The sequence below is a fragment of the Frankia sp. CgJB1 genome, assembly GCF_977947065.1.
Window position 1 is genome coordinate 1 of the sequence record NZ_CDWTNB010000055.1, and the last position, 21,302, is coordinate 21,302.

A 21,302-nucleotide genomic window follows, 5' to 3' on the forward strand; every position below is an offset into this window, starting at 1 on the left:
TGCCAGGAATGCCCCATGACAAGCGCCATCTCACCATCCAGGCCGGTGGACGCCGCGTCCTGATGGGCGAACAGCACATCCGGCGATTCTCTGAACAGATCGCACAGCATCTTCCGGTAGCGGGGGCTCGTCGTGCGTCTTCCCAGCTCCCAGCCGCTGAGCATGCTCGGGGTCACCCCGGACGAACCCGACGATGATCTGGCATCCAGCGCCGCGACGATCTGCTCCTGGGTGGCGTTTATCGCTAGCCGTGCCGCCCGAAGCGGCGATGCCGACCCCCCGAACGACCTCACCATGTGCTTCAACTCCTACGTGGGACGCAGCATCAGACCAGGGCCTCGCCATGATGGCTAATCCATGATAGATCACTACGTTATGTGATCAAAAATAGGAGCGCTCGATCCCGATCGCCAGCGATTCTCTCGGTGGCCTGGCGGAATCAAGTGGTCATGGCGACGCATGCTTTGCCGGCAAATCCTGGCTCGACCGGATCCCCAGGGGCACCGGTCGAGCCAGGGGTGTCACCGATCAGGTCGCCGATGAAGGTTGTTGATCAGATGGAGAAGTCCTCGCCGTACCACACACCGGCCTGGGGCGGGCGGATCGTGGGATGGGCGGCGACCCGCCCGTCGGCGCGGCCGTCGGTGTTCCCGTTGTTCCCGGTGTTCCCGTCGAACGCCGCCTCCAGCTGGTCGACCCGGGTGAGCAGGGACTTCAGGCTGACGCCGACGAGGTCGGGGAGCACGTCGTCCTGACCGGGCAGAGCGGTGGCCGGCCGGGGGCGGCTGGGGGTGATGACCTGGCCGGGGACGCCGACGACCACCGAGCCGGGCGGCACGGGCCGCACGACGACGGCGTTGGCCCCGATGCGGCTGTCCGAGCCGACGGTGATGTTGCCGAGAACCTTGGCACCGGCACCGATGATCACCCGGTCGCCGATGGTGGGGTGCCGCTTGGCCGGTTCCAGGCTGGTGCCGCCGAGGGTAACCCCGTGGTAGATCGTGACGTCGGCGCCGACCTCGGCGGTCTCCCCGATGACCACGCCGGTGGCGTGGTCGATGAAGACGCCGGGGCCGAGCGTGGCGGCGGGGTGGATCTCGACCCCGGTGAGCATGCGGGTGAGCGTGGCAACCACGCGCCCGGGCAGCCGCAGGTCACGGGTCCACAGCCAGTGGCTGATCCGGTGGCCCCAGACTGCGTGCACGCCGGGATAGCACAGGGCGATCTCGAGGGTGGAGCGGGCGGCCGGATCCCGCTCCTTCACCGTGCGCAGGTCATGGCGCAGCGTCGAGAGCACAGTCGGTCACCCGAACCCGGTGAACAGCGGTGTGCTCAGGTAGCGCTCGCCGAAGTCCGGAAGCACGACGACGACCAGCTTCCCGGCGGTCTCCGGGCGGCGGGCCACCTGCAGCGCCGCCGACACCGCCGCGCCCGAGGAGATGCCCACTAGGAGTCCCTCCTCCCGGGCCAGCCGGCGGGCCAGGTCGAAGGCGTCCTCACCATCGACCTGGATGATCTCGTCGACGAGGCCGGTCTCCAGGACCGGCGGGACGAACCCGGCACCGATGCCCTGGATCGGGTGCGGTCCCTTCACGCCGCCCGAGAGCACCGGCGACGCCGACGGCTCCACGGCGACGAACCGCGCCTCGGGCCTGCGCTCCTTGATGACCTGGGCGACGCCGGTGATGGTCCCGCCGGTGCCGACCCCGGCGACGAGCACATCGATCTGCCCGTCGGTGTCGCGCCAGATCTCCTCGGCGGTCGTGGCGCGGTGGATCGCCGGGTTGGCCGGGTTCTCGAACTGCTGCGGGATGAGGTACCGCTCGTCGTTCTTCGCGAGTTCCTCCGCCTTCGCGATGGCGCCGGGCATGCCCTCGGCACCGGGGGTGAGCACGAGCTCCGCACCGAGGGCCCGCAGCAGCATCCGCCGCTCGGTGCTCATCGTCTCGGGCATCGTCAGGACGCAGCGGTACCCGCGGGCGGCGCACACCATGGCCAGGGCGATGCCGGTGTTCCCGCTGGTAGGTTCGAGGATGACGGTGTCCGGCCCGATCAGCCCCGCCCGCTCCACGGCGTCGATCAGGGCCACCCCGAGGCGGTCCTTCACGCTGTGCGCCGGGTTGAAGGACTCCAGTTTGGCCACGACCTGGGCTCCCACCCCGTCCGTGACGCGACGCAATCGGACCAGCGGCGTGTTGCCGATCAGTTGCGTGATGTCTTCCGCAATCCTCATCGATGTTCTCCTCTGCCGGGCCCCGTGGTCATCCACTCTGCCAGGCCCGCGCCTTCCCGCCCTTCCTAACGACCTCGACGGGCCTGCTGGTTCGTCCACGGCCGGGAAAGTAGGCCCACAGGTCCCCCCGGGCCAACATCCGGAAGCCCCGGCCCGCAGGGTCGTCGTACCTGTACCGGCGCCTCAGGCCAGGCGCATCGTAGCCATCAGCCCCGGTTCGGCGGGCGTCAAGCCAGAACCACCGCGCACCGCCACAGCAGGACCGACCGCGGCTGTCCGGCCGGCCCTGCCTGGGCCTCGACCTCGACCCGCAACCACGCGAGCCCACCCCCGGCAGCGAGTGCCTGGGTGGACTCCACGGTGACCGTGCTGCTCAGCGAGTCACCCTCGTAGACCGGGCCGGTATGATCGCACCCGTCCCAGCCGGCGACCGTGACGATGTTGGGCAGCGCACGGCAGACCTGGGCCAGCGCCAGGCCGATGGTGTGCCCGCCATACACCAGACGCCGCCCGCCCGCGGCGATCTCGTCGTGATGCACGGTGGCGATGTTGAGCGTGAGCCGGGCCAGTTCAGGCGCCGAGGACACCACGTCGGCGCCAACCACCCGCCAGCGGCGGCCGACCGCGATATCGGCGAAATGCTCGCCGCCGCGCACCTGCTCGCGGAAGACGTCGAGCCGCCACGGCTCGACCGCGGCCACGAAGTCCGCCGGAGAAGGGTGTACACCGACCTCGTCGAGGTCATCGTGGTGACCGGTGTCCGTGTCAGGGTCGGCCAGGGGCAGCATCGCGCAGCGCCAGAAATCCAGCACCGGTCGTAGCTGCTGATCCACCGTACGGACCCGCAGGACCGCCAGCCCGGTCGGACGGCGCCCCGGCCTGGGCCGGTTCTGCCGCAACCCGACGACCTCCGTGGTGGTGGACAACGTGTCGGCGATCGCCGGGAACCGGCGGAACACGAAACCCCGGTAGAACAAGTTGGCCCGCACGTGCTGCGTCGCCAGCGTCGACTGCCCGATCGCGATATCCCACACCAACGCGGGATGAGCAACCGGCCACCGCCCGGCCACGGCGCGAGCCAAGCCGTCGTCCAGGGGCAGCCGCAGCCGATCGCCCACGATCGCCTGGTGCATCGCCGCGTGCCCGCTGCTCAACGTGACCGACGGCGCGGCGTCGAACACGTGCCCGACCGCCAGGTACTCGAAGTACGGACCCTGCGCCGGGACGAGCGGGCTGGCAGCCCCCGCCGTCGACCTGCCGCCGCCCACCGCTCGGCTCCTCCCTGCCTGTCGCCACTGCCTGTTACCGATCACTATTGGCCATACATTATCTTTCGGGCGGGCAGGTGCGCTGCGGGCACGGGCGACCCAGGCGCGGGCGACCCAGGTGTGAAACACGGGCGATCCAGGTGTGGCCCCGCGCTGGCGAGAGTCGGGAGTTGTGGATGGAATCGACCGCCGAGACGTTGGCCCAGTGGGCGCACGACTATGTGCCGAGTGCCGCGGACCTCGACCTGGCGCAGCGCTCACTGCTCGACACGATGGCTGTCACGCTCGCCGCCCGGCAGGACGATCTGGTGGCGCTGTCGGCCGGGTTGCCGGACGCGGCGCGCTGGGCGGCGGTCGGGCACGTCCTGGATTTCGACGACCTGCACCTGGAGTCCACCACCCACATCAGCGTGGTGTGCGTCCCCGCGACGCTGGCCGTCGGCGGGGACGCCCGCGCCTACCTGGCGGGAGCCGGGATGATGGCGCGGCTCGGGGCGGCGCTGGGCTGGTCGCACTATGCCGGCGACTAGCACGCCACCTGTACGGCCGGGGCGCCGGCCGCCGCCGTGTCCGCGTCGGTGGCGCTGGGCCTGTCGACCGAGCAGATCGCCACGGTGATCGCGCTCTCAGTTCCCGCGGCCGGCGGGGTGCAGCGGGCATTCGGTTCCGCCGGCAAGTCCCTGCAGGTCGGCTTCGCCGCCGACGCGGGAGTTCGGGCGGCGAGGCTGGCCGCCGTCGGCGCTACCGCGGATCCGACCGCGCTGGACGCATGGCTACGCTTGGTCGGCGGCGACCCGGACCACATCGACGTGACCGGCCCGGCGGTGCCCGGCGGGCTGGCGATCAAGATTTTTCCCTGCTGCTACGCACTGCAACGCCCGATCAGCGCGCTGCGCGAGCACCTGCCTGCCGACGCCGTCGCCTCGGGCATCACCGCGATCGAGGTGAGCACACCCGCGGGCGCAGTACAGCCGCTGATCCACCATCGGCCCCGCACCGGGCTGCAGGGGAAGTTCAGCCTGGAATATGCCATCGCCGCCGCGCTGCTGGACCCTCATCCCGGCTTCGGGAGCTTCACCGACCTCGCCGTGACCCGACCCGAAGCCCAGCGCCTGCTCCAGCTCGTAGCCGTCACCGAGACCCCCGGCGGTGACGGGCTGCTCTCCGGCCGCATCGACATCACGCTCACCCTCAGCGGTGGCGCCCGGTACTCGGTGAGCCAGCGGCTGCCACCCGGGTCGCCCGGGCGGCCACCTTCGGATCAGGATCTGCGCGCTAAGATCGCCGACTGTGGCCCCGACGTTCCCACGCTGCTGACCGGACTGGACTGGGCGCGTGCCGCGACGCTGCTGGCAGACCACCTGCCTGGCCAAAGGAGCGGCCTGACGTGACCGAGCACCACATAACCGAGCACCAGCAGCACCGCCCCGAGTCGGGCGCGACGCCGGGCGCCGCGCCGCGATCCTCCTCGCAGCGCTCCCCCTCGCCGCACGTCCCGCTGCCGTTGGCCGGGGTGACCGTGGTCAGCCTGGAGCAGGCCGTCGCGGCCCCGTTCGCCACCCGCCAGCTGGCTGATTTCGGCGCGCGGGTCATCAAGATCGAACGGCCCGACGGCGGCGACTTCGCCCGCCGCTACGACGTGTCGGTGCACGGCCAGTCGAGCTACTTCGTGTGGCTCAACCGCTCCAAGGAATCCCTTACCCTGGACGTGAAGACCACCGAGGGGCGCGCGGTTCTGGAGGAGCTGCTGGCCGAGGCCGACGTGCTGGTGCAGAACCTCGGCCCCGGCGCCGCCGCTCGCCTCGGCCTCGACGCCTCGTCCCTGGCCGACCGGCACCCTCGGGTGATCCCCTGCACGATCTCCGGCTACGGCACCGACGGGCCCTGGGCCGACCGGAAAGCCTACGACCTGCTCGTGCAGTGCGAGACCGGCCTCGTGTCGCTGACCGGTAGCCCGGACCAGATGGCGAAGGCCGGGATCTCGGTCGCCGACATCGCCGCCGGCATGTACGCCTACACCGGCATCCTCACTGCCCTCTACCGGCGCGCCACCACGGGGGCGGTCTCCGCGGTCGAGGTATCGTTGTTCGAGGCCCTCGCCGAGTGGATGGGTTCACCGGCCTACTACACCCGGTACGGCGGGCGGCAACCGGCACGGGTCGGCGCTCAGCACGCCACCATCGCCCCCTACGGCCCGTTCACCACCGCCGAGGACCAGACGGTGCTGCTGGCCATCCAGAACGAACGCGAATGGCACGCCTTCTGCCGGATCGTGCTCGACGACCCGGCCCTGGCCGAGGACCACCGCTTCGCGACCAACTCCGCGCGCGTCGCCCACCGCGACGCCCTCAACGGCGTGATCGCGGACCGATTCGCCACGCTCGACACCGGCACAGTGCTGGCGTTGCTGGCCAAAGCCGGTATCGCCAATGCCCGGCTGAACTCCGTCGCCCACTTCCTCGACCACCCCGTCTTGACTGGCCGCGACCGGTGGCGCACCGTCGCCACCCCCGGCGGCGACATCGGCGCCCTCCTGCCCCCGGCCACCCTCACCGACCTGGACCCGGTGATGAACCCCGTTCCCGCCCTCGGCGAACACACCGACGCCATCCTGCGCAGCCTGGGCCGCACCGATACCGCCATCGCCGCGCTCCGTGCCGACGGCGTCATCTGACCTCCGCCGATCCCCGGCCCCCCATTCAAAGAGGACCCAGCGTGAGTACCCTGACCGCGGAAGAACAAGCCATCGTCGACACCGTGCACGACTTCGTCGACCGGGAGGTCCGCCCGGTCGCCCGGGACCTGGAACACGCCAACGACTATCCCGAGAAGCTCATCGAGCAGATGAAAAAGCTCGGCATCTTCGGCCTGGCCATTCCGGAACCCTACGGCGAGGTTGCCGTCTCCACCCCCTGCTACGTCCAGGTCACCGAGCAGCTCGCCCGCGGCTGGATGAGCCTGGCCGGCGCGATGGGTGGCCACACCGTCGTCTCCACGCTCATCCTCACCTTCGGCACCGAGCAGCAGAAGCAGCGTTATCTGCCCGCACTGGCCAGCGGTGAGATCCGCGCCACGATGGCGTTGACCGAACCCGGCGGCGGTTCCGACCTGCAGGCCCTCACTACCAGCGCCCGCCGCGCCGGTGAGCACTACGTGGTCAACGGGTCGAAGACGTGGATCACCAACGCCCGCCGCTCCCAGCTGATCGCGCTGCTGTGCAGGACCGATCCGAAAGCCGAGCCCAGGCACAAGGGCATCAGCATCCTGCTGGTCGAACCCGGCGACGGGTTCACCGTGTCCAAAGACCTGCCAAAACTCGGCTACAAGGGCGTCGAAAGCTGTGAACTGTCCTTCGATGACTACCATGCCCCCGTCGATGCGCTGCTCGGCGGCGAGGAAGGCCGCGGATTCGCGCAGATTATGAAGGGCCTGGAGATCGGCCGGATTCAGGTCGCCGCCCGCGCCCTCGGTGTCGCCCGCGCCGCGCTGGACGACGCGCTGCGTTACGCCCAGGAACGCGAGGCCTTCGGCAAGCCGATCTGGAAACACCAGTCCATCGGCAACTATCTCGCCGACATGGCCACCAAGTACACCGCTGCCCGCCAGCTCGTCCTCCTGGCCGCCGACCGCTACGACGCCGGCGAGCGATGCGACCTGGAAGCCGGGATGGCCAAGCTGTTCGCCTCGGAAACCGCGATGGAGATCGCGCTCAACGCGGTCCGGGTGCACGGCGGCTACGGCTACTCCACCGAGTTCGACGTCGAACGCTACTTCCGCGACGCCCCACTCATGATCATCGGCGAAGGCACCAACGAGATCCAACGCAACGTCATCGCCGCCCAGCTCATCGCCCGAGGGGGAATCACCGTTACATGAGAGAGCTGGATAGCGCTGTTCATGCCGCCTCGCCTCTCGGTGAGGCACCCCCAGTCTGACCTGCTGGCGCGGTGCCGGGTTCCCGCTTCACAGCCACCGGCCCCGCAGGCGGGGTCTTACGGTCGACTCCACGGGCAGTTTTAACGTCGCCAATGTACTGGCGGTCGACGAGGTTATGCAGGTTGACCGCGGCGTTGGCGTCGCGGTCGATCGCCAGCCCGCAGGACTGGCAGTGAAAGGTGCGGTCGGCCAGGGTCAGGCTTGGGTTTCGCCAGCCACAGCCGGAGCAGGTCTTCGAGCTTGGATACCAGCGGTCCGCGACGACCAGCCGCGACCCGTACCAGATGGTCTTGTAGGCGAGCTGCCTGCGGATCTCGGCCAGGCCGGTGTCGGACACGGCGCGGGCGAGGCGCCGGTTGCGGACCATCCCGGCGACGTGCAGATCCTCCACCACGATCACATCGTGGGACGTCGCGAGTCGGGTCGTGAGCTTGTGAAGCCCGTCGCGGCGCTGGTTCGCCACCCGAGCGTGGATCTTCGCGAGGTGCGCGGCCCGCTGGTGTCGGCCAGCGCTTCCCGGCTTCAACCGGGCGTAGGCCCGCGACGCGCGCCGCAGCCTGCGCAGCGAGCAGGCGAGCGGCTTCGGGTTGGCGACCTGCTCGCCGGTGGAGAGGACGGCGAGGTGGTGCACGCCTGCGTCGAGGCCGACCGTGCTGCCGCGCCGCTGCACCGGCCGGATGATCCGGTGGTGATCCTGTGACCGGCGGGGGATGGCCGTTGCTGGTCCTGGACGGCGACGGCGCACTGATCACCAGCTTTCCGCGGGCGGAGTTCGACAAGGCCCACCGGTGGGCGCCTGCCCGGGCCGGGGAGCCGGTGATGGAACTCCCGATCCTGGTGGAAGACCTGCTTGTACGGGTGACATGGACGATCGGCCGCACCTCGTGCACGGCAACCCGGTGGGGAGTGGTGCCGGACGGGCCGGTGACACCACCGGTGGGCTGTTTGCTCCACGGTGGCGCCCGGTCGGGGCGGAAGACACGATGACCCGGCTGTGGGAGGTAGAGACCGGGAGAACGTTCCGGACGTGGAACTCCCCGGCGGCGACGGGCTGCTCCTGGCCACGGCGGAGGACGGGGTGGCCACGGTGACGGTGCATCCCCGGACCTGGCCTGGCGGACCGTGCCCAACCCTCCACACTTTTCCGTCGCGACGTCGGCCTCCTCCCTACACTGGTTCCCGTGACGGCAGCGGTGGGCAAACGGCAGGCCGTGGTCGCGGTGCTGCTGAGGGCCGGTCGCGTACTGGTCATCCGGCGTGGGCCGCAGGCGCAGAGACCGGGCTACTGGGCTCCGCTGAGCGGCCGGATCGAGCCCGGCGAGAGCCAGGCGGCGGCGCTGGTTCGCGAGGTCCGCGAGGAGGTGGGGCTGGCTGTCACCCCCCTTGCGAAGGTCTGGGAATGCGACACCGACGACGGCAGCTACCAGCTGCACTGGTGGACCGCCGAGGTCGGATCCGACGAGGAACTGATCCTCGACCCGGGCGAGGTGAGCGACGCCCGCTGGGTGACGCCACACGAGTTCACCCGGCTGGAGCTCACGTTCGCCGGTCACCACGAATTCTTCGAACGGGTGCTTCCGACCCTCGGTTAACCGGCTGTCCGATGTCGAGGCGGACCTGCCGGCGAGTCAGTGAGTGGGGTGGTGGTCGGCCGGCGGGGGTCCGGGGTTCGGGAGGCCGGCGGCGACGGCCCGGGCGCGGACACCGATATCGGCCTGGTCGGTGAACAGCCCGTCGATGCCCGTCTTGAGATAGGCGACCTGTTCGTCGACGGCCCGGCCGAGGTCGCTGGGGCTGGTGCCCACCTGGTAGTCCTTCGGGAGGAAGGTGTTCTCCGCGCGGAAGGTGTACGGATGCACCACCAACCCGGCGGCGTGGGCGTCGGTGACCAGGGAGGTCGGGGTACCCAGCGTCCCGTCCCCGGCCCGGGGGATGACCTGAAGCTTGTCCGGGCCGATGCCGTTCGCGTAGCGGGCGATCTGCCACAGCCCGGCCAGCGTCGACAGATCCTGGTACGTCCGCGGGTCGCCGGCATTGACGAGGTCGAACGGCGCGCCCGTGGCGGACAGCAGCTGTACCGAGGCCGTGCGCAGGCCGAGTGTACGCAGCTCGCAGAGATTCGTGGTCTCAAAGGACTGGACGTACACCGGCGCGCCCCGGTGGTTCAGGCCGTACCGGACCAGGATGTCCAGCAGCCGCCGTTCCAGGGGCAGGCCGGCCTTGGCGAAATAGGTCGGGTGCTTGGTCTCCGGGTAGACGCCGATCTCGCGGCCGAGTTCCCGGGACAGCCGGGCGCGTAGATCAAGCAGTTCGGTGAACGTCGGGATCTCGAACTGGCCGTCGTACCTGGTGTTCTGCGGGCGGACCTCGGGCAGCCGTTCCTTGGCGCGCAGCGTCTTCAGTTCGGCCAGGGTGAAGTCCTCGGTTAACCAGCCGGTGGTCGCGACGCCGTCGAGAATCTTCGTCGTCCTGCGGGCGGCGAACTCGGGATGCGCGGCGACGTCGGTGGTTCCGCCGATCTCCGGTTCGTGCCGGCAGACCAGGACGCCGTCCCTGGTGGGCACGAGGTCCGGCTCGACGAAGTCGGCACCCAACCGGGCGGCCAGTTCGTAGGAGGCCAGGGTGCGCTCCGGACGGTAGCCGGACGCTCCTCGATGCCCGATCACCAGTGTCGGGCGGCGCTGGCCACCGCCGGAGCCGAGGGCGCCCGCCGGGGCGACTGACGCGGCTACCGGGGCGAGGAGAGGGACGGCGGCGAAAGGCGCTGCGACGATCCCCGCGAGCACGCGACGACGGTCCACAAGTCCTCCAGCGCAGCGGCGACGACCCTCGCCGAAGGAGCGCCCATAAAGCCAACCGGGAACAGCCGACCAATGAACGGACCACGTGTTACCCGCCGTGGTCGCCCAGATGGCACTTTGATGAACCTGGCGCACGAACAGTCGGCCGTAACCATCAGCCGCGCGCAACGGTGACGACCTCGGCCAGTCCGCCTCCGTCGACGTGCGGACCGCGGTGGCACGAGCGGCCTTACGGCCGCCCGGTCGGTACGGGCCGCTACGGTATCGGGGTCGGCCCTGCCCGGCATGCAGGACGATGTAGATGATCAGAGAGGGTTTCGACCGGAGGGCGAGCGATCGCGGATCGCCGGAGTTCGACGACAGGATCCGAGCTACGCGTCGATAGGAGGAGCGGACGTGGTCGACTTCATCCTTCTCCGGCACGCCCATGCCGGCGAGAAACACACGTGGCAGGGGCGCGACGAACACCGTCCGCTCAGCCGGCGCGGCCAGCGCGAGGCGCGGGCGGTAGTGGACCTCCTCCGGCCGATTCCGCTGGCGCGGATTCTCACCAGCCCGTACGTCCGCTGCGAGCAGACCGTCGAGCCGGTGGCGGCCGACCGGGGCCTGCCGGTGCAACGGTGTTCGGCCCTCGCGGTCGGCGCCTCGCCGTTCGACCTGCTCGCCGTGCTCACCCAGGACGACAGCGGGGACGCGGTGCTGTGCACGCACGGCGAGGTGATCCGCGTGCTGTTCGAGGCGTGGCGGCGGCAGGGCAGGACGACGCTGCCCGGCCCGGACGACTGCACCGCGAAGGGTGGTGCCTGGATCATCCGTGGTTATCCGGACCGCGAGGCCACCGCCCGTTACGTCGCTGTGCCGGGCAGCGGGGAACAGAACCCGCTCAGCCCGGGGCGGCCGACACCCGGACACCGCAGGTGAGGTTGGCCAGGTAGACCTGGGTGCGTCCGCTCGGGTCCAGCAGCAACGGCGGACCGCCGCGGGCCGCGGTGCCGAAGCTGATCTCCCGGCCGTCGGCGGCGTCGTGGAGCTGCAGCCCGCAGTCGTCCGAGCCGGCGAAGTCCACGACCTCGACCCGGACAAGGCCCGAGGGGACCTCGAACGCGTCGGTGTCGCCGGTGCCGGCCTGCTGGGCGAAGGGTAGGACGGCCGTCCCCGATCCGGAGCGGGCCGTCACCGAGCACCCGGGGTCGTTGGCCTGCCAGTGGAAGCCGCCGACAAGCGGTACCTGGAAGGTCTTCGCACCGTAGACCTCCTTGATCGTCTGCTGCTCGCCGGTGCTGTCGCTGGTCACGATGATCGTGCACCCGTTGTCGGTGCCTTCGATCTGGTCGATGATCGCGAGACGCCACGGCGCGTCGGCGGTGAAGGACTGCCGGCTACTCGTCGAGTTGTCCGCGCTCGAGTTGTTGCCCCCGGCCACCAGCACGGTGGCGAGCGCCCCCGCGAGCGCGAGGACCACGACGGTGCCGGCGCCCACCAGCAGCCAGCGACGGCGACGGCGTGCCCGCGGCTCGGGTGCCGGGGTCTGCGGCGAACCCGGGATCTGCGGTGCAGCCGGTGGGGTGGGTGTCCGGGCTGCGTCGGGAAGGATGCGCGTCACTGGGATCTGCGCCCCCCCGGGCGTGACCGACGAGCCGCTCGCACAGGTTGAGCGCGGTAGGCCGTTGCGGCGGCTGGCGGTCGAGTGCCTCGCGGACGGGCGCGTGCAGCTCTGGAGCGAGCCGGTCGGAGTCGATCTGGAACTCGGCAGCCGCGATCCGCGACGCCACCGCGTCGGCGGAGCCGCTGCCGAACGGCGGCTGGCCGGTGGCGGCGAAGCAGACCAGTGCCCCACAGCCGAACACGTCGCTGGCGGCGGTGACCTCCCCGCCCGTGGCCTGCTCCGGCGAGAGCCACCCGGGCGTGCCGACGACTCCGCCCACCGCGGTCAGCGGGCGCGCCTCGGCCGCCGCGGCGATCCCGAAGTCGATGACCTTCGGCCCGTCCGCGGTCCACAGCACATTGGACGGTTTGAGATCGCGGTGGATCAGGCCGGCCGCGTGGATGGACGCCAACTCCTCGGCGAGCCCGGCCGCCAGGATGATCTGCTCCCCGGTGGGTAGGGGGCCGGCCGCCGCGACCTGGGCGGCGAGGTCCGGGGCGTCGACGAACTCGGTGGCCAGCCATGGACGTTCGGCCTCCAGCTCGAAGTCGACGAGCCGGGCGGTGTGGGCACCGTCGACCCGGAAACACGCCTGGACCTTGCGATGGAATCGCGCCCGGAACTGCGGATCGTCGGCGTACTCCGGTCGGATCAACTTGACCGCGACCTGGCCGAGGGGACCCTCGGCCAGGTAGACTACACCCATCCCGCCGGCACCGAGCCTGCCCAGCACCCGGTGCCGGCCCAGTGACCCCGGATCCGTGGCCCGCGGTGGCTGCATCCTGACGCCGTGCGCGTCGCCCGGCACATCCACCCCCGTCTGCATCACCGCCGCCACCGGGCGGATCGCCCCACTATCGCCGAGGCCTGCGACGGTGACGAGAGCACCCCGACGATCGCTACTTTTCGTAGTCGTCGCACGCAACGAGGGTTCGCGACCGCCCCGCCGGCAGCCGTACCGGCCGGGCAGCCGAGGCGACGACAGCTGTGACGTCCTACTGACTGCCAGAGCTTGCAGATGACGTCAACTTGGTGCCATCATGACGTCATGGACCTTGCGCCGTATGTCGAGAACCTCCGCCGGGAACTCGCGGCAGCCGCGGAAGCCGGGGGTGAGAACGCCCGCGCGCTGGCCGAGCGGCTCACTCTGCCCCTGGACTCGGCCGTCAGGCTCGCCCTGCTGGAGGCGCTGTCGGCCGCCGCCGACGAGATCACCCGAGAGTTGGCGCCGGGCTCGGTCGAGGTACGCCTGCGTGGGCGAGACCCTGATTTTGTCGTGACGCCACCGCCGACCGACCACTCGGGGGCGGACGACTTCAAGGCCGCTGTGGTCAGGCAACCGTCCGCCGCTCCAGAAGACGACGAGGGACGTACCTCGCGGATCACGCTACGCGTCCCCGAGCGTCTCAAACCGCGCATCGATGAAGCGGCCGAGCACGAAGGACTGTCCGTCAACGCCTGGCTGGTGCACGCCGTCTCCGCCGCGCTCGACCCTGGTGCCGCGGGACGGCGCACCGGTCCGCACGCAGGCCAGCAGCTGGGGCGGCGTTACAGCGGCTGGGTGCGCTAGCCACGCCAGCGTTCACCGCGTTCACCGCGCCAGCGTTCACCGCGCCCGGGCAAGCCACGCCCGGGCTGACGACGCCACAAGGAGATCATCATGCCGACTTTCCGCACCCCCGAGCCGATCCTCGCCGTCATCGAACTCGGGACCGGCCACGTCCGGATCAACGCGAGCGACCGCGCCGACACGGTCGTGGAGGTACGCCCGAGCGACCCGTCGCACGACACCGACGTTCAGACGGCGCGAGAGACCCTCATCGAGTACGACGAAGGGAAGCTTCACCTCAGAGCACCCAGGAAGAAGGCCCGCTCGCTGTCCGGGCCGGACGGCTCCGTCACCGTGACAGTCGAGCTGCCCACCGGTTCGCGGGTCGACGCGAGCTCGATGACCAACATCCAGAGCACGGGCCGCCTGGGCGATTCCAGCTTCCACACCGCCACCGGCGACATTGACCTTGACCAGACCGGCAGGCTCCGGCTGGGGACCGCCGACGGGAACGTGTCCGTGGGCCGCACGACCGGGCACGCCGAGATCAAGACCTCGAACGGCATGATCCGGATCCGCGAGATCGATGGCTCGGCGGTAGTCAAGACGGCCAACGGGGGCGTCACCATCGGTGAGGTGACGGGGAACGCGCGGCTGATCACTGCCGCCGGTGCCATCACCGTCGACCGCGCGCTGGCGGGGGTCGAGGCCAGGACCGCCTCGGGCAGCGTGCGGATCGGCGAAGTGGTGCGCGGCGCAGTCGCGCTCGTATCCGGTTCCGGCCGGCTCGAAGTGGGAGTACGGAAAGGTACCGCCGCCCTGCTGGACGTCCGCTCGGGACGCGGCGGTGTGCACAGCGAACTGACCGCCATCCACGCCCCCGCGCCCACCGACGAGACCGTCGAGGTGCGCGCCCGTACCGGCGACGGCGACATCCTGATCCACCGTGCCTGACCATTCCCGAAGCGCGAGCCGGCCCGGCTACGCTTTCCGCCCGATGGCGCCGTAGCAGCTGACCTGGGCGTTGGTCAGGTCAGCGGGCACGGTGTCATCGGGCCGCCAGCGGTGTGCCACCTCCACCCCCGGGTCGACCAGCTCCAGCCCGGTGAACAGACGCTCGACCTCGGCGCGGCTGCGTAGCTGGGTGGAAATCCTCCGTTGCCGGTAGGCCTCGGCCGCCACCAGCAACGTGGGGTCGAAGTCGCCGGTGCCGTGGGTGAGAACGAGGTAGCTGCCGGACGGAAGCACGTCGACGAAGCGACGGAGAATGCCGTGCGGGTCGTCGGAGTCGGGGATGAAGTGGAAGATCGCGATCAGGGACAGGGCGATCGGCTGGGTGAGATCGAGGGTGTCGCGCAGTTCCGGGGCGGCCAGAATGCGCTCCGGGTCGCGCAGATCCGCGTCGAGGTAGGCGGTGCGGCCCTCGGGGGTGCTGGCGAGTAGGGCTCGGGCGTGGGTGAGGACGATCGGTACCACCCCCGGGTTGCACATGTCCGTTTTCTGAGGCTCATGCAGCGCCGGCCCGTCGGACGGCGAGATCGCGGCGGCTCAGTCAGGGGGTGTCGCGGTCACCCTGCGGATTATGAGATCTGTGAGTGTCGCGTCGGTGCTCCTGAATGAGGACCGTCAGGTTGAGGCCTGTGGCTCGACGTGACTCGCAGGAGATCCGGCCGCGTTCGTGTGCCCTCCCGACGACGCGTCCGTCGCTGTCATGGGCACCAGCCTGGTCCACCTGCTGGCCTGATCAGAAGCCTGTCCGCCGCTGGCGTGACTCCTCACAGAGTGCCGTTGGTGACTCCCAGCCAGGCCGGTGCGTTGTTGGCCGCACTCGGGAAGGGAGCACGACCAGGCCCATGCTGGCAGAGTGCGCCACGCTCACGCCGGCACAGGGCCGACCGGAACGTGCCATGTCAGTGCCGCATGCCCAGTGGGACGGACGTGCATCATGGCGAGTCATGATCCGATAGTCATCTTTCCAACACGTTCCGCTCTTTCTGGGCACAGGGGTCCGACACGCCACGCAGCATCGTTCACCTAGAATCGTGATGTCAACGGGGGGAACCGTGCAGCAGGCAGCAATGAACGCAGGAACCGGGGCAAGCACCGCCGCCGTGACCGCGGCCAACGCCGCCGTCGTCGAGCGGTTCCGCTCAGTCGCGAGCATCCTGCCTGTCGATGACCGGGCGACGTTCGAGCTGGCCCAGGCGTTGGTGCGATGCGCCGACCGCCAGCGGGAACCGATGCGCGTCGCCGTCGCCGGCCAGATCAAGCGCGGCAAGTCGACCGTCGTCGGCGAGAAGGTCGCGCCGACCGGCCAGCTCGAATTGACCTTCAACGTCGTCGAGCTAGGTCACGCGCCGACTCGTTCCGTGCGGATCCATCTAATCGACAACACTGTGGTCGATTACCCGGCTGACCAGTTGGCGAAGCTGAGTGTCACCGCCGCGGCGGACCTTCATCTGCTCCGCGACATCCGCAAGATCGAGTTCGGTGCACCGATCGAGTTGCTCCGGTCGTTCCGGCTGGTCGACACGCCAGGTCTGGCGAGTCTGCACGGTGTCGACTCCGCGAACGCGGCGCGGTACCTCGGCATCACAGACCCGGTGGTCGCCGACCAGGTCACCGACGTGCTACGCGCGACCGGCCGGGATGCAAGCGCCGTGCACGCCGACAGCACGGCCGAGGTCGACCGCGCCGACGCCGTCGTCTTCCTGTTCAGTGGCGGGGTCGGCGAAATCGACCTAATCGCCGTGGACCGTTTCTCGGCGGGCGAGAGCGCCGCCGACGGCCGGGACGTCAACCCGCTCAAGGCGTTTGGCGTCCTGAGCCGCTGCGACGAACGGTACTGGCCGCCGGGGCCCGGCCTTCCCGGCAGTCCCACACCATGGGCCTACGACCCGATGGCTGACGGCGCCCGGCAGGTCGTCGACCGTCTGATGCGGGATCCGGTGGTGCAGCGACACTTCTACACGATCGTCCCCGTGGCCGGCATCGTCGCGAGCGGCGCGCAGACGGCGAGCAGTGAGCTGTTCAACGTGTTCGCCGACCTCAACCGCGAGCTTGGGCTCGAGGATCTTAGCGACCTGCTAGAGGATGCGGGGCGATTCGCGACCGAGGACCTCCCCGAGGTCGGCGTGCCGGCCGGATCGGCGGGCGACGCTCGTTAACGAATTCGGCGTCTGGGGGGTGCTACGCGCCTGTCGCCACCTCAGGGACGACATGACGGAGGCCGAGGTGCGGGCACAGCTTGTCGTCGACAGTGGGGTGGCCCGCCTCCGCAAGCTGATCGTCGATCATTTCGGTAACCGCGCGGCGCTCATTAAGCTCGACCGGGGTCTCGGCGAAGTCCAGACCGCCGTCACCCGATGTCGGTCCGAGGCCGGACGGTCAGGGAGGTCACCGTCGCCCGAGGTCACGGCTGTGGCGGCGATGGTCGAGCAAACCCGCAGCGACGTTCACGGCTTCCGCGAACTCGCCGCGCTGCGGGACTACTACCGGGGCGTCCTGACCCTGACGGACAGCGAAGCGGTTGACCTGCTCACCGTGACTGGCGAACACGGTGTCAGCTGCGCGGCCCGGCTCGGGCTGAGCGAGGAGGCGTCACCCGCGGCGATGTCACGGCGGGCCGAGGAGCGGATCGGCGCATGGGCGCGCAGGTGCGTGCAGCCATTGCTCGACCTGCCGACCGCGAACGCGGCGAGGACAGTCCTGGCCAGCTACGAACGCTTATCATACCGGGTCGCCGACGCCCGGCGCCTGCTCGAGACGACGGAGCTGTAAATGCCCGCGGCTGTGATGCCAGTCATCGCGCCCCCGCCGAGGAGAACGAACCGATGAGCCGGCGAATTAGGCTGTCACGCCTGCTTCCAGACGCTGGCGCGCGGGCGGCACTGCGCGCGTCCGAAGCGGAGCTTGCCGAGACGCGGGCCGCGTTCGACGAGGAACGCGCGCGGACCACCGACCTATGAAACCGGCTCGAGGCCGCCGAACGCGACCTCGCCGACCTCGCCAGCGCACCGGACCAGCCCGCAGCGGACAGCGCGGGCGCCGTCAGCCTCGATCCGGCCAGCGCTGACCCACCCGGCCAGAACTCGGCTGGCCGAGACGAAGCCGGCCAGGGCCGGGCCAGCGTGGAACTCGGCGCCGACGCCGGTCGGGAAAGCCGGGCGTGGGAGTCAGCTTGGGCGGCCGAGCCGCATCCCGTCGTGGACCAGACCATCGCTCTCGTGGAGCAACTCGCTGATCTCACCAAACCAGAGCCGAGATCCGCCGAAGAGAACCTCGCGATAATGGAATGGTTGGGCGAGCAGGCGACGAAGGTGCTCGACCAGTGCGACGTGGTCCGTATCACCGACGACGGTCCGGTCGACCCCGACCGACATGAAATCGTCGCCACCCGTACTACCGGGCAGGCGGACCTGGCCGAATGGATCGCCGCGACGGTGCGCCCTGGTTACGCCTGGCGCGGCCAGCTCCTCCGGCCCGCGGCGGTCGTCGTCTACAGGTACGCCGACGAGGCTGGCCAGCCCGGCGGCGAACACTGACAGCCGGATCCGCCGGGCGGCCACCGCGGCCTGCCGACCGGGAAGCCGCGCCGAACGGGGAGAAAGATGAGTGACCTGGAAGACCTCCGCGTTGAGGTTCTCGCAATGTTTCCGGAGGTTGTCGGCCTACTCGGCGACGACCTGTCGGAGGGCGGGCGGGCTCGGCTCGACCGGGCATGGGAGAAGCTTCGGTCGGGCCAATACAAGGTGGTCACCTGCGGCGAGTTCCGGCGGGGCAAGTCAAGCCTGCTCAATGCGATCGTGGAACGCAGCGGCCTGTTCCCGGTGGACGTGGACGTCACGACCTGCGTCGTCGTGACCCTGGAGTGGGGAGACACCGAGGGAGCGACGGTCTATTTCGCTGACCGACCAGCGATCCCTGTGCCGCTCGGAGAGGTGCGCGAGTACGTTACCGAGCAGGCCAATCCAGACAACCGCAAGAACATCCAGCGGGTGGCGATGACCGCGCCGATCGAGATCCTCTCGTCGGGGCTGGTGCTCGCGGACACACCTGGTGTCGGTTCCGACAACCCCGCGCACCGCGACGCCACCGTCAAGGTGCTGCCCGAGGCCGACGCGATCCTGTTCGTCTGTACCGCCACCGATCCGCTGTCGGCCAGCGAACTGCGCTTTCTCCGGGAGGACGCGTACCGCGCCTGCCCCGTGGTCGTCACCGCGGTCACCATGATCGACAAAAAGCCCGACCCGGCACCCGTCGTGGCCGCAGCCCGCGAACGAGTGGCCAAGGAGACCAACATCGCAGAGGCCGACGTCGTCGTCATGCCGGTGTCGGCGAACCGCAAATGGCGGGCGCTGGCCAAGAGCGACGAGGCAATGCTCGCGAAGTCAGGGCTGCCGGCACTCGAGGACCAGATGTGGAACGGCTTGGGTGCTACCTGCGGCGCCGCCCAGCTCGACGAGGCGATCGACGCGATGACCACCGAGATCCACCGCGTGGCCGAGATACTCCGCACCCAGTTGGCGGGCCTCGAAGGCACCGACGACGTCGAGGCGATGGAAGCGAAACTGCAAGACGCCATGGCGCGGGCGGACAACCTGACGAAGAAAGGCGCGCAATGGCGGCAGGACTTGGCCGAGGACGTCGATTTCAAAGCCCGTCCGATCCGCCGCAAGCTCGAAGTATCGCTGAGCGAGGAGCGGGCCGCGTTCCATGGCAAGGCAGACACTGACGAAGGCCGGTCGAATCCAGACAAGCTCGTGAGCGACACGACTCATACGATGACCGTCACATACCAGCAAGCGATATTGTCCTTCAACCGCGCCGCCGACGAGGTGACGAAAGAATACCGCGAGCTGACCAAGCTTTCGCTGGACGCACACGTCGCGAACTCCGAACCGTTTGTATCGGAGGTGAAGCTGTCGGACGACGCGCTCGAGGAGGACCGGGAGGGGTTCGTCGTGCGTGCGTTCCGGTACCTCTGGGCGGCGGGTTCGGGCGGGATGCAGGGGATGTTCTTCGGTAACCGGCTCGGTGGGTACGTGGAACGCCACAAGGACCGGCAGCAGGATTGGCCTGGCTCCAGCTCACCATCGGGGTACGGACTAGACCCTTGGAGGCAGGCAGGCTACGGCCTGCCTCGAGCGGAGTACGGCCGGCCAGGATCAGAGCCCAACTCGACCTCTGCGGCGGGCAGCGCCGCGCGCGACTTCGCGACCGCGGGGTTCCTGGCGGGCGCTGTGGCGGGGTGGCGTGATCACCACAGCCGGGTCAAGCGAGAGGAGCGACGCAACCGGACCAGGATGTTGCGCGAGTCGATCTCACCGCGGCTCGCCGAAGACCAACAGGCGGCGTTGCGGCAGTTCAACCAGGTCGTCAGCGACACCAAGGTGAATATGGCCGCCGATCTCACCACGCGGATCGCCGCGGACCGGGCGACGATTGAGGGATCACTTCGCACGCTACACGACGATGTTCGCAAGGCCGGCGACGCCCGGGCCAAGATCGACGCTCTGAAGCGACGGCGCGAGGACTTCCGGGCCGCCACGCTCCGCCTGGGCGAGCTGTCGCAGCGGGTCGACGGCCTGCGCCAGCGGTCGTGGTAGTTGATTGCGGTCGAGACGGGATCCGACAATGGACGAACTCGTGTACGGCATCGACTTCGGGATGTCGACCTTATCGATCATGGTAGGTCGGGGCGGCGAGGGGGACGACCCCGTCCCGGTACGGCTTGCGCCCGGCGCGCCCGGGCCAATGTTGATGCCGACCGCCGTCTGCCTCGACGCCGCCGGCGAGGTTGTCGTCGGCCAACGTGCCGCCAACCTGCGGCTGCTCCAGGCCGAGCTGTTCCGGAACGAGTTCAAGCGCGACTTTGGCAGGAGCCCGAAGAAGCTGGGCGCCAGGTCATTCGAAGCGCACGAACTCGCGGCCGAGGTGCTGCGGTTCCTTCGGCGCGAAGCGGAGCGACAGGTCCCGGGCACCCCGGCCGCCGTCGTGATCACCATCCCGGTGACGTGGGAAGCAGCCAACCAGGCCCGGATGCGGGAGGCTGCAGCACTCGCCGGGTTCGACCCCGAAGTCGTCCGGCTCGAGCGGGAGCCGGTCGCCGCCGCGGCGGACGCGATCGTCCGACACGCCCTGCCGGAACGCCGGACCGTCCTCGTCTACGACCTCGGTGGCGGGACGTTCGACTGCGCGATCGCCACGGCGGGGCCTGACGGACTACACGCGTTCGACGTCGGCGGCCTCGACGACGTCGGTGGCACTCGGTTCGACCGGATGGTCCGGGAGATGATCGCCCGCCGCTTCCCGGACCCGGTCGCGCGCCTGTTAGCCGAACAGGGCGACCTCGGTCACGAGGGCTTCGAGAGGTTGTTGGATGAACGCAGGCGGTTCGGCGAGGGCTGCGTCGAGGTCAAGCACATGCTCTCTTCGGTAGACAGGTACGCCGAAATGCTGCCCTCGCTGCAGCGGACACCGATGCTGCCGTTCACGCTGCGGCGCGCGGAGTGGGAGGACGACCTGCGCCCCGTGCTGGCCGAAACGATCGCCATATGTGACCGCACGGTAAACAGAAGCAACACCCGCTGGCAGGACGTCGACGTCATCGTGCCGGTCGGCGGAAGCAGCCGCATCCCGCTGGTCACGACGATGCTGGCCGAATGCTTCGGCAAACCCGTCCTGATCGACGACTCGCCGGAACTAGCCGTCGTACGCGGCGCGGTCCGCTTGGCGCGTCGAGCGGTGAGAGAGCAAGCCCGTCGGCGAACTGCCGGTCGTCGGCACCCACCCCGGCCGCCGGCGCTGACGCCCCTGCTGTCGTTCCTTCCGGTGGCGCGAACAGTCAACGCCGTTGCCTTCGCCCCTG

Annotated in this window: 23 protein-coding genes and 2 pseudogenes; 16 read left to right on the forward strand and 9 right to left on the reverse strand. The window is 69.7% G+C overall.

The genetic code is table 11. From position 1 onward, the window contains the following. From AC08OT_RS08685 to AC08OT_RS08700, 4 genes are all read right to left on the reverse strand, one after another. Positions 1 to 296: helix-turn-helix transcriptional regulator (locus tag AC08OT_RS08685; protein WP_476602707.1), on the reverse strand; the 296-nt coding region annotated here is incomplete at its 3' end. Between the two features lie 257 nt (positions 297 to 553). Further along, positions 554 to 1,297, reverse strand: coding sequence for a serine O-acetyltransferase (cysE, locus tag AC08OT_RS08690; protein WP_476594378.1), 744 nt, complete (start codon positions 1,295 to 1,297; stop codon positions 554 to 556). A 6-nt stretch (positions 1,298 to 1,303) separates the two neighbouring features. Next, on the reverse strand, positions 1,304 to 2,233 hold the full coding sequence (cysK, locus tag AC08OT_RS08695; RefSeq protein ID WP_476594379.1) for a cysteine synthase A: 930 nt from the start codon (positions 2,231 to 2,233) through the stop codon (positions 1,304 to 1,306). A 227-nt stretch (positions 2,234 to 2,460) separates the two neighbouring features. Then, positions 2,461 to 3,501 (reverse strand): MaoC family dehydratase, encoded by a 1,041-nt coding sequence (locus AC08OT_RS08700; protein WP_476594380.1) that lies wholly within the window; start codon positions 3,499 to 3,501, stop codon positions 2,461 to 2,463. A 176-nt stretch (positions 3,502 to 3,677) separates the two neighbouring features. Here AC08OT_RS08700 and AC08OT_RS08705 point away from each other — a divergent pair, with 176 nt between their 5' ends. The 5 genes and pseudogenes from AC08OT_RS08705 to AC08OT_RS08725 all read left to right on the forward strand — a co-directional run bounded on the left by AC08OT_RS08705 (position 3,678) and on the right by AC08OT_RS08725 (position 7,377). Continuing rightward, positions 3,678 to 4,031, forward strand: coding sequence for a hypothetical protein (locus AC08OT_RS08705; RefSeq protein ID WP_476594381.1), 354 nt, complete (start codon positions 3,678 to 3,680; stop codon positions 4,029 to 4,031). A gap of 12 nt (positions 4,032 to 4,043) precedes the next feature. After that, a pseudogene (locus tag AC08OT_RS08710) lies at positions 4,044 to 4,253 on the forward strand (MmgE/PrpD family protein); the annotation flags it as partial. 27 nt (positions 4,254 to 4,280) lie between these two features. Beyond that, on the forward strand, positions 4,281 to 4,892 hold the full coding sequence (locus AC08OT_RS08715) for an MmgE/PrpD family protein (protein ID WP_476594383.1): 612 nt from the start codon (positions 4,281 to 4,283) through the stop codon (positions 4,890 to 4,892). After that, positions 4,889 to 6,175 (forward strand): CaiB/BaiF CoA transferase family protein, encoded by a 1,287-nt coding sequence (locus AC08OT_RS08720; RefSeq protein WP_476595491.1) that lies wholly within the window; start codon positions 4,889 to 4,891, stop codon positions 6,173 to 6,175. Before AC08OT_RS08715 ends, AC08OT_RS08720 begins: the two co-directional genes overlap by 4 nt. Before the next feature lie 41 nt (positions 6,176 to 6,216). Next, positions 6,217 to 7,377, forward strand: a complete 1,161-nt coding sequence (locus AC08OT_RS08725; protein ID WP_476593072.1) for an acyl-CoA dehydrogenase family protein — start codon at positions 6,217 to 6,219, stop codon at positions 7,375 to 7,377. A gap of 19 nt (positions 7,378 to 7,396) precedes the next feature. Here the strand turns inward: AC08OT_RS08725 and AC08OT_RS08730 are convergent. Further along, positions 7,397 to 8,110 (reverse strand): annotated as a pseudogene (locus AC08OT_RS08730) (RNA-guided endonuclease InsQ/TnpB family protein); the annotation flags it as partial. Positions 8,111 to 8,133: 23 nt separating this feature from the next. Between AC08OT_RS08730 and AC08OT_RS08735 the strand changes: the two are divergent. Both AC08OT_RS08735 and AC08OT_RS08740 read left to right on the forward strand, forming a co-directional pair. Next, positions 8,134 to 8,424, forward strand: coding sequence for a hypothetical protein (locus AC08OT_RS08735; RefSeq protein ID WP_476593087.1), 291 nt, complete (start codon positions 8,134 to 8,136; stop codon positions 8,422 to 8,424). 194 nt (positions 8,425 to 8,618) lie between these two features. Then, complete coding sequence (locus AC08OT_RS08740) at positions 8,619 to 9,029, forward strand: NUDIX hydrolase (protein ID WP_476593073.1); 411 nt, start codon at positions 8,619 to 8,621, stop codon at positions 9,027 to 9,029. 36 nt (positions 9,030 to 9,065) lie between these two features. Here AC08OT_RS08740 and AC08OT_RS08745 read toward each other — a convergent pair whose 3' ends face one another. Further along, positions 9,066 to 10,238, reverse strand: a complete 1,173-nt coding sequence (locus AC08OT_RS08745; RefSeq protein WP_476593074.1) for a glycerophosphodiester phosphodiesterase — start codon at positions 10,236 to 10,238, stop codon at positions 9,066 to 9,068. Between the two features lie 396 nt (positions 10,239 to 10,634). On the opposite strand from AC08OT_RS08745, the gene AC08OT_RS08750 reads away from it, so the two are divergent. Then, positions 10,635 to 11,159: a SixA phosphatase family protein gene (locus AC08OT_RS08750; RefSeq protein WP_476593075.1), complete on the forward strand. Its 525-nt coding sequence runs from the start codon at positions 10,635 to 10,637 to the stop codon at positions 11,157 to 11,159. On the opposite strand, the gene AC08OT_RS08755 is transcribed toward AC08OT_RS08750, so the two are convergent. Continuing rightward, a complete protein-coding gene (locus tag AC08OT_RS08755) occupies positions 11,122 to 11,718 on the reverse strand; it encodes a hypothetical protein (protein ID WP_476593076.1) in 597 nt (198 codons plus the stop codon). The genes AC08OT_RS08750 and AC08OT_RS08755 overlap by 38 nt on opposite strands. Then, complete coding sequence (locus AC08OT_RS08760) at positions 11,618 to 12,808, reverse strand: serine/threonine-protein kinase (protein WP_476602708.1); 1,191 nt, start codon at positions 12,806 to 12,808, stop codon at positions 11,618 to 11,620. The genes AC08OT_RS08755 and AC08OT_RS08760 overlap by 101 nt, the downstream gene beginning before the upstream one ends. Before the next feature lie 123 nt (positions 12,809 to 12,931). Between AC08OT_RS08760 and AC08OT_RS08765 the strand changes: the two genes are divergently transcribed. Both AC08OT_RS08765 and AC08OT_RS08770 read left to right on the forward strand, forming a co-directional pair. Beyond that, positions 12,932 to 13,453: a toxin-antitoxin system HicB family antitoxin gene (locus AC08OT_RS08765; protein ID WP_476593078.1), complete on the forward strand. Its 522-nt coding sequence runs from the start codon at positions 12,932 to 12,934 to the stop codon at positions 13,451 to 13,453. Between the two features lie 90 nt (positions 13,454 to 13,543). Continuing rightward, on the forward strand, positions 13,544 to 14,386 hold the full coding sequence (locus tag AC08OT_RS08770; protein WP_476593079.1) for a DUF4097 family beta strand repeat-containing protein: 843 nt from the start codon (positions 13,544 to 13,546) through the stop codon (positions 14,384 to 14,386). A 27-nt stretch (positions 14,387 to 14,413) separates the two neighbouring features. On the opposite strand, the gene AC08OT_RS08775 is transcribed toward AC08OT_RS08770, so the two are convergent. Beyond that, a complete protein-coding gene (locus AC08OT_RS08775; RefSeq protein WP_476593080.1) occupies positions 14,414 to 14,923 on the reverse strand; it encodes an SAM-dependent methyltransferase in 510 nt (169 codons plus the stop codon). A 587-nt stretch (positions 14,924 to 15,510) separates the two neighbouring features. On the opposite strand from AC08OT_RS08775, the gene AC08OT_RS08780 reads away from it, so the two are divergent. From AC08OT_RS08780 to AC08OT_RS08805, 6 genes are all read left to right on the forward strand, one after another. Beyond that, positions 15,511 to 16,599 (forward strand): hypothetical protein, encoded by a 1,089-nt coding sequence (locus AC08OT_RS08780; protein ID WP_476595484.1) that lies wholly within the window; start codon positions 15,511 to 15,513, stop codon positions 16,597 to 16,599. Positions 16,600 to 16,651: 52 nt separating this feature from the next. Then, the gene (locus tag AC08OT_RS08785; RefSeq protein WP_476593082.1) at positions 16,652 to 17,212 is read left to right on the forward strand and encodes a hypothetical protein; all 561 of its coding nucleotides are present in this window, start codon (positions 16,652 to 16,654) and stop codon (positions 17,210 to 17,212) included. Positions 17,213 to 17,265: 53 nt separating this feature from the next. After that, entirely contained in the window at positions 17,266 to 17,400 is a 135-nt protein-coding gene (locus AC08OT_RS08790; protein WP_476593083.1) for a hypothetical protein, read from the forward strand. Positions 17,401 to 17,562: 162 nt separating this feature from the next. After that, the gene (grpE, locus tag AC08OT_RS08795; protein ID WP_476593084.1) at positions 17,563 to 17,976 is read left to right on the forward strand and encodes a nucleotide exchange factor GrpE; all 414 of its coding nucleotides are present in this window, start codon (positions 17,563 to 17,565) and stop codon (positions 17,974 to 17,976) included. A gap of 66 nt (positions 17,977 to 18,042) precedes the next feature. After that, complete coding sequence (locus AC08OT_RS08800) at positions 18,043 to 20,040, forward strand: dynamin family protein (protein WP_476593085.1); 1,998 nt, start codon at positions 18,043 to 18,045, stop codon at positions 20,038 to 20,040. A 28-nt stretch (positions 20,041 to 20,068) separates the two neighbouring features. Then, positions 20,069 to 21,302 (forward strand): Hsp70 family protein (locus tag AC08OT_RS08805; protein WP_476593086.1); only part of this gene is annotated, 1,234 nt, incomplete at its 3' end.